Source organism: Cellvibrio polysaccharolyticus (assembly GCF_015182315.1).
GTDB classification, from domain to species: Bacteria; Pseudomonadota; Gammaproteobacteria; order Pseudomonadales; family Cellvibrionaceae; genus Cellvibrio; species Cellvibrio polysaccharolyticus.
In genome coordinates this window covers 1,713,502-1,726,347 of sequence record NZ_PRDL01000001.1, presented here as the reverse complement: position 1 = coordinate 1,726,347, position 12,846 = coordinate 1,713,502, and the positions used below count along the sequence as shown (strand labels likewise).

General features: G+C 51.7%; 9 protein-coding genes and 1 tRNA gene. 3 read left to right on the top strand and 7 right to left on the bottom strand.

The genetic code is table 11. The features are described from left to right. Window positions 1-95: 95 nt before the first annotated feature. The 3 genes from C4F51_RS07405 to C4F51_RS07395 all read left to right on the top strand — a co-directional run bounded on the left by C4F51_RS07405 (window position 96) and on the right by C4F51_RS07395 (window position 4,712). A complete protein-coding gene (locus C4F51_RS07405) occupies window positions 96-491 on the top strand; it encodes a DUF6165 family protein (RefSeq protein WP_193908590.1) in 396 nt (131 codons plus the stop codon). A 76-nt stretch (window positions 492-567) separates the two neighbouring features. Continuing rightward, window positions 568-1,614: a lipopolysaccharide heptosyltransferase I gene (waaC, locus tag C4F51_RS07400; RefSeq protein ID WP_193908588.1), complete on the top strand. Its 1,047-nt coding sequence runs from the start codon at window positions 568-570 to the stop codon at window positions 1,612-1,614. 245 nt (window positions 1,615-1,859) lie between these two features. Further along, a complete protein-coding gene (locus C4F51_RS07395) occupies window positions 1,860-4,712 on the top strand; it encodes a valine--tRNA ligase (RefSeq protein ID WP_193908586.1) in 2,853 nt (950 codons plus the stop codon). A gap of 538 nt (window positions 4,713-5,250) precedes the next feature. Here C4F51_RS07395 and C4F51_RS07390 read toward each other — a convergent pair. The 7 genes from C4F51_RS07390 to pyk form a co-directional block, all read right to left on the bottom strand. After that, a tRNA-Ser gene (locus tag C4F51_RS07390) sits at window positions 5,251-5,342 on the bottom strand. Between the two features lie 275 nt (window positions 5,343-5,617). Further along, window positions 5,618-5,806 (bottom strand): carbon storage regulator CsrA, encoded by a 189-nt coding sequence (csrA, locus tag C4F51_RS07385; protein WP_193908577.1) that lies wholly within the window; start codon window positions 5,804-5,806, stop codon window positions 5,618-5,620. A 211-nt stretch (window positions 5,807-6,017) separates the two neighbouring features. Next, complete coding sequence (locus C4F51_RS07380; protein ID WP_193908575.1) at window positions 6,018-7,265, bottom strand: aspartate kinase; 1,248 nt, start codon at window positions 7,263-7,265, stop codon at window positions 6,018-6,020. Between the two features lie 232 nt (window positions 7,266-7,497). Next, the gene (gene alaS, locus C4F51_RS07375) at window positions 7,498-10,125 is read right to left on the bottom strand and encodes an alanine--tRNA ligase (RefSeq protein ID WP_193908573.1); all 2,628 of its coding nucleotides are present in this window, start codon (window positions 10,123-10,125) and stop codon (window positions 7,498-7,500) included. Window positions 10,126-10,156: 31 nt separating this feature from the next. Continuing rightward, window positions 10,157-10,348, bottom strand: coding sequence for a Trm112 family protein (locus tag C4F51_RS07370; RefSeq protein WP_193908572.1), 192 nt, complete (start codon window positions 10,346-10,348; stop codon window positions 10,157-10,159). A gap of 147 nt (window positions 10,349-10,495) precedes the next feature. Further along, window positions 10,496-11,308: a M23 family metallopeptidase gene (locus C4F51_RS07365; protein WP_193908571.1), complete on the bottom strand. Its 813-nt coding sequence runs from the start codon at window positions 11,306-11,308 to the stop codon at window positions 10,496-10,498. A gap of 91 nt (window positions 11,309-11,399) precedes the next feature. After that, entirely contained in the window at window positions 11,400-12,842 is a 1,443-nt protein-coding gene (pyk, locus tag C4F51_RS07360) for a pyruvate kinase (protein ID WP_193908570.1), read from the bottom strand. Between the last annotated feature and the right edge of the window lie 4 nt (window positions 12,843-12,846).

Below are 12,846 nucleotides of genomic sequence, written 5' to 3'. Positions count from 1 at the left end.
ACCCTGCCGGATCTTAAGCGTCAACCAGGGTTGCATTGGTGAAAGAGGCGGTAAGTTTGGTAATATTGCCCCCATTACCCACACAGGACATTCTCATGCTTATCGAAGCCCCTATCTCCCTCGGCGAATTGATTGACAAGATCACCATTCTGGAAATCAAATCTGACAATATTTCCGATGCAGAAAAGTTGAAAAACGTTCGCCACGAACTGAACGTGCTCAATGCAAAAGTAGAAACCCTGCTCGACGCCGAAGGTAAAACCCGCCTGGCGCCACTGAAACAAACCCTGAAGTCTATCAACCAGGAATTGTGGGTGATTGAAGACGATATTCGCGATTGCGAATTTGCCAAAGATTTTGGCCCCAAATTTATTGAATTGGCACGCGCTGTTTACGTCACCAACGACAAACGCGCTACCACCAAAAAAGACATCAACCTGGCGTTTGGCTCGGAGTTGATCGAAGAAAAATCCTACAAGGATTACCAGTAATTCTGTTGTAACAGCTACCCGCCCGATTATTCACGATCGGGCATGTTGATTTTCTGCACATGCGGCCCGGTATTTGATGAAAATTCTGTTGGTTAAAATGTCATCCATGGGTGATATTTTTCATACATTCCCTGCCATTACCGACTTACGCAAACACCGCCCGGATGTGATTATTGATTGGGTGGTGGAAGAAAGTTTTGCAGAAATTGCCGCCTGGCATCCGGCCATTCGCCGGGTTATTCCCATCCGTTTGCGGCAATGGGTAAAAAAGCGGGATAAAGCCGCCTGGCAGGAATTCAAAACCTGGCGCAAAGACGTGCGCGCAGAGCAATATGATTTGGTGGTGGATGCTCAAGGTTTGCTGAAAAGTGCCCTGGTGGCGCGTTGTGCAAATAGCAAAGTGCGCGCCGGTTACGACCGCAATTCCGCTCGCGAGCCCGTTTCAAATATCTTCTACAAACGCACCTTTGCCGTTAGCAAAGAACAGCACGCGGTTGAACGCAGTCGCCGTTTGCTGGCCAGCGTGTTTGATTATCAACCGGATGCGGCGATCAACTTTGGTATTAACCAGAATTTTGCCCACATCGCCAAAAACCCGGCCAAGCTGATTTTCATTATTGGCACCAGCTGGGTGACCAAACTCTGGGCCACTGCGCATTGGATTGAGTTGGCCAACACCGTAACCGCCGCCGGTTTTGCGGTAGAAATTATTTGGGGCAGTGACAGCGAACGCGCCATTGCTGACGAAATTATCAGCGCCTGTCCCGCTGCCACCCGTCCGGATGGTCGACTATCCATCACCACCATCGCCGGCATGCTGGTTGAAGCTGCCGGTGTTATTGGTCTGGATACCGGCTTTTCGCACCTTGCCGGCGCGCTGGAAACTCCGACGCTGGCACTTTATGGTGCCACCTCGCCCACCAAAGTGGGTTTGATTGGCGAGCACACCAGTAACGTGTTGATGCAACCGGTGCTGGATTGCATGCCCTGCCACAAGCGCAGCTGCCGTTTTCTGCCGGAAAACAGCACCGACACCCCGCCCTGTATGACCGGCATTGCCGCCACCCGCGTGTGGCAACTGCTGCAACAAAAGCTGGCACCGGTAGTGCCTGCCTGTTTGTAATTGCTGTCCAGGTATAATTTCTCTCCAGGTATAACTTCTACCCGGATGTAATTACTGTCTACCTGACATTCCTGTCTACCGCTATCTGCAACTTCTGATTTACTGACCGGCTACCGCCTGCAAGATTAGGCGCAGCCGGTCGGAATCTGTATAATTCCTGCCTTTCTTTATCAAGCGTTCAGGCATTGATTTTCTTTTATTTTTTTGCTGTTTGACGCGGCAACCTTTCAGGGTCCGACAACTCCATGGAAAAAACCTACCAGCCTCACTCCATCGAAAAACAGTGGTATCAAACCTGGGAAGAAAAGGGTTATTTCAAACCCTCTGGCGAGGGTGATCCCTACTGCATCGTGATTCCACCACCCAACGTTACCGGTAGCCTGCACATGGGCCACGGTTTCAACAACGCGGTGATGGACGCCTTGATTCGCTTCCAGCGCATGTCCGGAAAAGACACCCTGTGGCAAATGGGTACCGACCATGCCGGTATCGCTACCCAAATGGTGGTTGAGCGCCGTTTGGGCGCAGAAGGAGTAACCCGTCACGACCTGGGCCGCGACGCCTTCCTTAACAAAGTGTGGGAATGGAAAGCCGAATCCGGTGGCACCATCACTCGCCAGATTCGTCGCCTGGGTTCATCGGTGGATTGGAGCCGCGAGCGCTTTACCATGGACGAGGGTTTGTCTACCGCCGTACAGGAAGCCTTTGTTCGCCTGCACGAAGATGGTTTGATCTACCGCGGCAAGCGCCTGGTTAACTGGGATCCGAAACTGCACACCGCCATTTCCGATCTGGAAGTGGAAAATCACGATGAAAAAGGCTTCCTGTGGAATTTGCGCTACCCGCTGGCTGACGGTGCAACGACTGCCGACGGTAAAAATTACCTGGTCGTTGCTACTACACGTCCGGAAACCATGCTGGGCGACAGCGCCGTGGCGGTGCACCCGGAAGACGAACGCTACAAAGCCCTGATCGGAAAATTCATTGACCTGCCGCTGGTAGGCCGCCGCATTCCTATCGTGGCTGACGATTATGTCGATCGCGAATTCGGTACCGGCTGCGTAAAAATTACCCCGGCGCACGACTTTAACGACTACGAAGTCGGCAAGCGTCACAACCTGCCGTTGATCAACGTGCTCGACAAAAATGCTGCCATTCTTGCCGAAGCCCAGGTGTTCAATCTGGATGGCTCCGTCAATAGCGAGCTGGACCGCACGCTGCCAGCAGAGTACGCCAACCTTGATCGTTACGAAGCGCGTAAATTGATTGTTGCTGCTTTTGAAACGGGCGATCTGCTGGAAAAAATTGATGACCACGCCTTAAAAGTCCCACGCGGTGATCGCTCCGGTGTGGTGGTTGAACCCTGGTTGACCGACCAATGGTACGTCAGCACCAAGCCGCTGGCCGAACCGGCTATTGCCGCTGTTGAAGATGGCCGCATTCAGTTCGTGCCAAAGCAATATGAAAACATGTACTTCTCCTGGATGCGCGACATTCAGGACTGGTGCATCAGCCGTCAGCTGTGGTGGGGTCACCGCATTCCGGCCTGGTACGACAATGCCGGTAATGTTTACGTAGGCCGTAATGAAGCCGAAGTACGCGAGAAGCATCAACTGGGTAACGACGTATCGCTGCGCCAGGATGAAGACGTACTCGATACCTGGTTCTCGTCAGGGCTCTGGACCTTCTCAACCCTGGGCTGGCCGGAACAAAATGAATTTTTGAAAAAATTCCATCCGACCAATGTATTGGTAACCGGCTTCGATATTATTTTCTTCTGGGTTGCCCGGATGATTATGCTCACCATGCATTTGGTGAAAGATAACAACGGCAATGCCGCCATTCCGTTTGAAACTGTTTATGTACACGGTCTGGTGCGCGATGGTCAGGGACAGAAAATGTCCAAGTCCAAAGGCAACGTGCTCGACCCGCTGGATATTATCGACGGTATTGATTTGGAAACCCTGGTGCAAAAACGCACCTTCGGTTTGATGAACCCGAAAGACGCCGCAAAAATTGAAAAGCAAACCCGCAAGGAATTTCCGGAAGGCATTCAGGCTTACGGTACCGATGCCTTGCGTTTCACTTTCTGCTCGCTGGCATCTACCGGTCGCGATATCAAATTCGATATGGGTCGCGTTGAAGGCTATCGGAATTTCTGTAACAAAATCTGGAACGCAACCCGTTACGTATTAATGCAGTGCGAAGAGCAGGATTGCGGCCAGAACGGTTCTGCTTTCGAACTGTCGGTGGCCGACCGCTGGATTATCAGCAAGCTGCAACAAGCTGAGAAAACCGTTACCGAAGCGCTACTCACCTATCGGCTGGATCTTGCCGCGCAAGCTATTTACGAATTTGTGTGGAACGAATACTGCGACTGGTATCTGGAACTGTCCAAACCGGTACTGTGGGACAAAACGGCCAGCGAGGCACTCAAGGTCGGCACCCGCCGTACATTGATTCGCGTATTGGAAGCGATTCTGCGTCTGGCACATCCGCTGATGCCGTTTATTACCGAAGAAATCTGGCAGAAAATCAAACCGCTGGCCGGTGCTAGCGGCGATACTATTATGCTGGCGAAATACCCGGTAGCCGATGACAGCAAGATTGATCAGGACGCGTTGAACGATGTTGCCTGGCTGCAAGCGGTTATTCTTGGCGTGCGTAACATTCGCGGCGAGATGAATATTTCTCCAGCCAAAGATTTGACCGTACTGGTAAAAAATGGCGATGCCAACGATATTGTTCGTATTAACAACTATCAGCAATTCCTGAAAAAACTGGCATCACTGGAAAGCATCACCGTGCTGAATGCGGGCGATGAAGAACCTATGTCAGCCACCGCGCTGGTAGGCCAAATGGAAATTCTGATTCCGATGGCAGGCTTTATTGATAAAGACGCAGAAATCGCGCGCTTGACCAAAGAAGCCGGCAAACTGGAACAGAATATTCAGAAGCTGGAAGGTAAATTGTCCAACGCTGCTTTCGTCGATAAGGCGCCAGCCGACGTGGTAGAGAAAGAACGCGGCATCCTTACCGAAAATAAAGCATCACTGGAAAAACTGCGCGAGCAAATCCAGAAAATTCAGTCACTGTAAATTTCTTTAACGGGATTGTTCTTTAGACCCGGACACCTCTGCTCTTGAGGTGTTTTTATAAAAGTAATAACAGCCCGCTGTCTTGTCAGTTTTTGGCAACGCAGCGGGCTTTTTTTATTCAGCAACCCTTTGGTTTTGCCTTCAGGATTTACCGCCCAGCACGGTCAATAGAAAGACTCGCTTGCCACACTCCGCCAACGGCAAGATACCGCACAACGGATCCCCTTTAAGCGACTCCGCATTCCTCGATCAGACGCATTTACAACCTTTCTTCAATGCGCCCTACCCATCCAAGGTTGAAGCGCCACCTGAACGCCTGAATAACATTCAGCGCATTACCGAGACGCCTTATCAGAGCCGCTGATAGCCGCTTGCCCGCACATCCCTTCTCTGTGCCGCGACTACACTAAACGGGCTATGAGGCACCTTATAGCTCTGCGCTGTATTCGAAAAAGGAGCGCAATGAAAATAGCGGGCAGAAGAAAATGACAGGTAATAAAAAACCCCGAACAGTTTCCTGATCGGGGTTTTGTAATAATGGCGGTGAGGGAGGGAGTCGAACCCTCGATACCGTTTAAAGGGTATACTCCCTTAGCAGGGGAGCGCCTTCGGCCACTCGGCCACCTCACCTATGATTTGATTTAACAAATCACTGACTTTCTGATTGTACTGCCTTGGCAATAACGTCTCATCTCGTCAGGTGCGGCATAATACCATATTTCATAAAAAATCAAAGACTTGTAAGCAATTTATTAGTAAATTTTTTAGTGATACAGGTGTTGGGCAGAACAAAACAGGATAACAACAGAGACGAAAAAGGTACGGCTATTATTTTTGTTGGTTTTTTGTTCTCACTGCGCGGCGAATGATCGCCGCGAGCAGAACAGTCAATCAGTGACGGCTAATTAATCCTGGTCGTCCTGATTTTGCTTCTCACGTTGAATACGCTGATAAATCTCTTCGCGGTGTACTGCAATGTCTTTTGGTGCGTTAACACCAATACGTACCTGATTCCCCTTAACGCCTAATACGGTGACAGTTACTTCGTCACCAACCATCAAGGTTTCGCCAATACGACGGGTCAAAATTAACATCTCTAATCTCCTTAACTCATCCTGTAGAGCAGTTTTAAACCTGTATCATGCTGCTCAAAAATCAACCCCTATTCATGACCAGGGCACGGTAAACCCTTGCTATAAAGTATTGACTACTTTTCACGAAAGGGAAGAATCCCCCAAACATTTTTCGACGTGGTACACACTTATCTGCTGATATTGAAAACCCGGATGTGCTCCGGGTCATTCATTAGCCTTTTGTGTGACTCTCGGTCGGTTCAGCATCCAAGCCGAAGGCAGTGTGCAAGGTGCGCACTGCCAGTTCCAGAAAACGCTCTTCAATGATCACAGAGATTTTGATCTCGGATGTGGTGATCATTTGAATATTGATACCGTCAGCAGCCAGAGCGGTGAACATACGGGAAGCAACACCCGCGTGTGAACGCATGCCAACACCAACGATAGAAACTTTGGCAACTTTGTCGTCGCTACGGATTTCGCGAGCGCCCAGATCTTTACCAACGCTTTCGAGCACGCCAACGGCTTTCTTCATATCACCCTTGTTAACGGTGAAAGTCAGATCCGTGGTGTTGTCTGCCGATACGTTTTGAACAATAACGTCCACTTCGATATTGGCAGCGCCCACCGGAGCCAGAATTTTAGCGGCTACGCCGGGAGTATCCGGAATACCGGCAACAGTTACTTTAGCTTCATCGCGGTTAAACGCAATTCCGGAAACGATAGGTTGTTCCATGGTGTTATTTTCCTCATCGAGGGTGATCAGAGTGCCTTGGCCTTCTTTGAAGCTGGACAATACACGTAAAGGAACGTTGTATTTGCCTGCGAATTCAACCGAGCGAATTTGCAGTACCTTGGAGCCCAGACTGGCCATTTCCAGCATTTCTTCAAAGGTAATTTTGTCGAGGCGGCGAGCGCGCTCAACCACACGCGGATCGGTGGTATACACACCATCCACGTCGGTATAAATCTGACATTCGTCGGCTTTCAAGGCGGCAGCCAGCGCAACACCGGTGGTATCCGAGCCACCACGCCCCAGCGTAGTAATGTTGCCGTGCTCGTCTACACCCTGGAAACCGGCCACTACAACCACACGGCCAGCAGCCAGATCAGCACGCATGTTGGCGTCATCAATCGCCTGAATACGGGCTTTGGTGTGGGAGTTATCGGTAAGAATACGAACCTGACCACCGGTGTAGGAACGAGCATCAATACCGCGTTTTTTCAACGCCATACTCAGTAACGCAATGGTTACCTGCTCGCCGGTAGATACCAGCACGTCCATCTCACGCGGATCCGGAGTCTCCTGAATTTGTTGGGCCAAACCAATCAAACGGTTGGTTTCACCACTCATCGCAGACAATACCACCACCAGATCGTGCCCTTGGGCACGAAATGAGGCAACTCTATCGGCGACGCCTTCGATACGTTCAATAGAACCTACAGAGGTTCCACCGTACTTCTGCACAAATAAGCTCATTGCGGGCCTATCCCTCACTGATATTTGAATAAATGGCGCTATTTAACAACTGCGTCACAAAAAACGGCGGCTAATTAAACAACACTTTGAAGCAAAAGTTAACCGGAACCGGGGTTTGATTGCCGAAAACAGCTGTTCTTTCACGTTTATTACTTAATTACGCAAAATTACTGCCATTTCGGCGATAAACAGCTATTTGTAGCACAACCAAATCGCATTAAAACCAGGCCGATTAACTGCCCTGCTGCTCTACCCACGGCAATACAGACGCCAGCGCCTCGTCCAACAGATCAACGCGGGTGCCACCACCTTGCGCCATATCCGGACGGCCACCGCCCTTGCCTTCAAGCTGCTCGGCAACATGACGCATCAGGTCGCCCGCTTTGAAACGGCTGGTAATGTCCTGGGTAACACCGGCAACCAGCGAAACCTTGCCATCTTCTACCGCAGCCAGTAACACCACAGCAGAGCCCAGTTTGTTTTTGAACTGATCAACCGAATCGCGCAGTGATTTGGCATCGGCACCTTCAAGGTTGATGGCCAGCACACTGACATCACCGACTTTTTTCGCCTGGCTTAATACGTCACCACTACCGGCAGTTGCCAGACGGGTTTTCAGCGTCGCCAGGTCTTTTTCCAGTTTTTTGTTTTGCTGTACCAGTAATTCCAGTTTTTCCGGCAGATTCTCGCGCGTGGTTTTCAGGGCGCGAACAGCGTGATCCAGCAAATTGTCGAGGTTATCGAATAGACCCAGCGCTTTTTTGCCGGTAATCGCTTCAATACGGCGTACACCGGCCGCTACACCCGATTCCGACACGATGCGGAACAAACCGATATCACCGGTGCGGGAGGCGTGCGTACCGCCACACAGCTCAATGGAGAAGCCGTGGCCCATCGTCAACACGCGCACACGATCACCGTATTTTTCGCCAAACAAGGCCATGGCACCCTTCACCTTGGCTTCGTCCATGCTGCAATCTTCGGTAATGATCGGGCTGTTGGCCCGGATGTGATCATTCACCAGGCTTTCAATACTTTTCAGTTGCTCGGCAGTAATCGCTTCAAAATGGGAGAAGTCAAAACGCAGACGCTCTGAATCCACCAGAGAACCTTTCTGGGCAACGTGTTCGCCAAGGATTTTACGCAAGGCAGCGTGAAGTAAATGTGTAGCCGAGTGATTAAGAATGGTCGCCTGACGCAGACCACTATCAACATCAGCATTGACCACATCGCCGACACTCAGCGAGCCTTTCAGGCCGTGAACAATATGCAGGTGCACACCGTTTTGCTTGTGGCAGTCACGTACTTCAAAACGGCTGTAACCGGTCGTGAAATAACCGGTATCGCCCACCTGACCACCGGATTCGGCGTAGAAAGGGGAGCGATCCAGAACCACCACGCCCTCGTCACCTTCGTTGAGACGATCAACACCGGCACCGCCTTTAAGCAGCGCAATAATCTTTCCGGTTTCGGCGAGCGAGTTGTAACCGAGGAACTCGGTGGCCGAGAAATCCAGCCCGGCAGCGGTGTAATCCACCTTGAAGGCACCCGCAGCGCGCGCACGGTTGCGCTGCTCGTCCATGGCTTTTTCGTAACCTTCGTTATCAATGGTCAAATCGCGCTCGCGGGCGATGTCATTGGTCAAATCCAGCGGGAAACCATAGGTATCATGCAAGGTAAAAGCAACCTGACCGGGAATCACCTTGCCTTGCAGTTTCGCCAGCGCTTCTTCCAGCACCAGCATGCCTTTATCGAGGGTTTTCTCGAATTGCTCTTCTTCCTGCAGCAATACGCGCTCGATATGGGCACGGTTTTTTACCAGCTCCGGGTAGGCTTCACCCATCACTTCAGCGAGAGCTTTTACCAGCGTATGGAAGAACGGTTTTTTCTGGCCCAGCTGATTACCGTGGCGAATAGCACGACGAATGATACGGCGCAGTACATAACCGCGACCTTCATTGGATGGCGTCACGCCGTCACTGACCAGGAAGGCACAGGAGCGAATATGGTCGGCGATAACACGCAGGGATTTGTTTTCAGTGTCCTGGGTGCCGGTGGCTTCAGCAGCAGCGGCCAACAAATGCTGGAACAAATCAATTTCATAGTTGGAATGAACGTGCTGCATCACGGCAGAAATACGTTCCAGCCCCATACCGGTATCCACGGATGGCGCAGGGAGGTTGTGCAGTACACCGTCTGGCGTGCGGTTGAACTGCATGAACACGTTGTTCCAGATTTCGATATAACGGTCGCCGTCTTCTTCCGGCGAGCCAGGTGGGCCACCCCAGATATCGGCACCGTGATCGTAGAAAATTTCGGTGCAAGGGCCGCACGGACCTGTGTCACCCATCGCCCAGAAGTTATCCGACGCGTAAGGCGCGCCTTTGTTGTCACCGATACGAATAATGCGGTCGGCAGGCACACCCACTTCTTTTTGCCAGATGTCGTAGGCTTCATCGTCCGAGGCGTAAACCGTTACCCAGAGTTTTTCGCCAGGAATGTTCAACCAGTCTTTCGAGGTTAAAAACTCCCAGGCGTAAAGGATCGCATCGCGCTTGAAGTAATCGCCAAAGCTGAAGTTACCCAGCATTTCAAAGAATGTGTGGTGACGGGCGGTGTAACCCACGTTTTCCAAATCGTTATGCTTGCCACCGGCACGCACGCAACGCTGCGAACTGACCGCACGGGTGTAAGGGCGTTTATCAGCACCAAGGAAAACATCCTTGAACTGCACCATACCGGCGTTGGTAAATAACAAAGTCGGGTCATTGCCAGGAATCAGGGAGCTGCTGGGCACAATGGTGTGGCCTTTGCTCTCAAAAAACTTCAGGTAGGCGTCGCGTATTTCTGCGCTCTTCATAAAGGGTCCGTCACGGTTACCAAAACTAAAATCAGTGTTGCTGCTCTTTTTCAGCCAGCGTTATTTGTCGGGCTTCGCTTTCCAGCATCACCGGAATGCCATCGCGAACCGGGTAAGCCAGACCGCTGGCGTAACACACCAGCTCCTGTTGTGCTTCACGATACTCGAGGGGTGCGTGGCTGACAGGACATACAAGAATGCTGAGCAATTTTTTGTCGATCATGGCAGGTATTCCCTGATCCGAGGTCATATTGAAGGGGCGATATCTTACACTGAGCCGCCCATGCTGTCTCCTGGGCTGCCAACAGTCTTTACCCCCGGTTATTCACTGGCATCAGCGGTAGGTAAAGCACCACTGATGGAGCAATAGTTACTTGGCCGATTTGGGCATGGGGCCAACGACCAGAGAGGGATCGAGGCGCTGATCAAACCAGTTGATGCGCCAGTCCAGGTGTGGCCCGGTAGCACGACCGGTTGCTCCCACTTCTGCAATCACCTGCCCTTTGGTGATCTGATCGCCCTCTTTCACCAGAATTTTGCTGAGGTGAATAAAGGTGGAAGACAAACCATGACCGTGGTCAACAATCAGCGTACCGCCGGAGAAAAACATATCGGCATGCACCAGGGTTACCAACCCGGCGGTTGGTGCCAGCACTTTGGTACCGGTCGGTGCGGCAATGTCGATGCCGAAATGCGGGTTGCCTGGCTGGCCGTTATAAACCCGCTGACTGCCGTAAACGCCACTGATACGGCCCACTACCGGCCAGGCAAAATCCGAGGTAAACCAGGGCGTAGCCAGATCTTTTTTACGGGCGGCAGAAACCAGCTCCGCTTCGCGGCGGCTGCGCTCCACCTGCTCCGGTGACGGCGTTACCGTACTTTGCGGAACCCCGGTAATTTCCTGAATATTGTATTTGCGGGCAGCAACATTAAAGGTGTGCACTTTGCGCTCGCCGCCAGGTGCGACCACCGTCAGCTCTGCTTTCGACGGAAAATCGCGACCGACACCCACCACAAATTGGCCGCCTTTGGCGACCCGTACATCGCGGCCGAGAAATTCCACTTTGCTACCTGGTTCAACCTGGCCGCGAATGGTTGCACCCTGTTGCCATTGATCACGAATTTCCAATGCCTGCGCACCGCAAGCCAGCAAGGCCATGAATCCTGCTATCACGATTTTCATGTCATTATCTCCGGGGTGGTTTAACTACAAATTTTGCGCGCAAAAAAAACGGCAGCCAGGCTGCCGTTTTTTATCAACACAAAGTCGATAATCAGATTTTGTCACCAACGCGCAAAATCTTCAATGTGTTGGTACCGCCAAGCAGGTTGGTATCACCGCTGGACAGGATCACCAGATCGCCGTCTACCAGCACACCGTTTTGCTTGAGGATATCAATGGCACGCAGATAGTCTTCAGCGCCAGGAACGCTGGTGGTATCAAACGGAACCGGTTGAACACCGCGGTACAAAGCCACTTTGCTCTGGGTGCTGAAGTGACGGGAGAACGCAAAAATAGGCAATTGCGAACCCACACGGGACATCAGCAACGGCGTGCTGCCGGACTCGGTCAAAGCAATAATCGCTTTAACACCACCGAGGTGGTTTGCGGTGTACATCACTGCCAGAGCAATGGTTTCCGCAATCGAAGAGAACTTCTCATCCATCCGATAGCGACTGAAGCTCGCTGTCGGATGTTGTTCGGCACCCTTGATGATACGCACCATCGCTTCAACGGTTTGCACCGGGAAGCTACCGGCTGCAGTTTCTGCAGACAGCATAACGGCATCGGTACCATCCAGTACGGCGTTGGCCACATCAAACACCTCTGCACGAGTCGGCAGCGGGCTGTTGATCATGGATTCCATCATCTGGGTAGCGGTAATAACCACTTTGTTCAGGGCACGTGAGCGTTCGATAATACGCTTCTGTACACCGATCAATGCCGCATCACCGATTTCCACACCGAGGTCACCACGAGCAACCATGACAGCGTCACTGGCACGGATGATTTCGTCCAGCGTCTCGTCGTCAGCAACCGCTTCCGCACGCTCGATTTTGGAAACCAGACCGGCACGACCACCGGCCGCTTCCAGCAAAGCGCGCGCCTGGTTCATATCGGCAGCGCTACGCGGAAAAGATACCGCCAGGTAGTCTACGTCAATCTCGGCTGCGGTTTTGATGTCAGCCAGATCTTTTTCAGTCAACGCCGGTGCAGTGAGACCACCGCCCTGACGGTTGATGCCTTTGTTGTTGGACAGTGGGCCGGCAACACGGGTAATGGTGTTGATGCGAGTGCCTTCAATGCTTTCCACCTGAAGTACTACACGGCCGTCATCCAGCAACAGCATGTCACCGGTTTTACAATCGGTTGGCAGCTCTTTGTAGTCGATACCGACCTGTTGCTGATTACCGGCGTCACGCTCGAGAGATGCATCGAGAACAAATTTATCACCAATGTTGAGATAAATTTTCCCTTGGGCAAAACGTGCGATACGAATTTTTGGCCCTTGCAAATCACCCAGAACAGCAACAAACAAGCCGTGCTTTTTGGAGATTTCACGCACCATTTCGGCACGACGACGGTGATCTTCCGGTGAACCGTGAGAAAAGTTCAAACGAACGACGTTCACACCGGCAAGAATCAGATTCTCCAATACTTCATAGGATTCCGATGCCGGACCTAAAGTACTGACGATTTTGGTACGTCTTAACATGTTG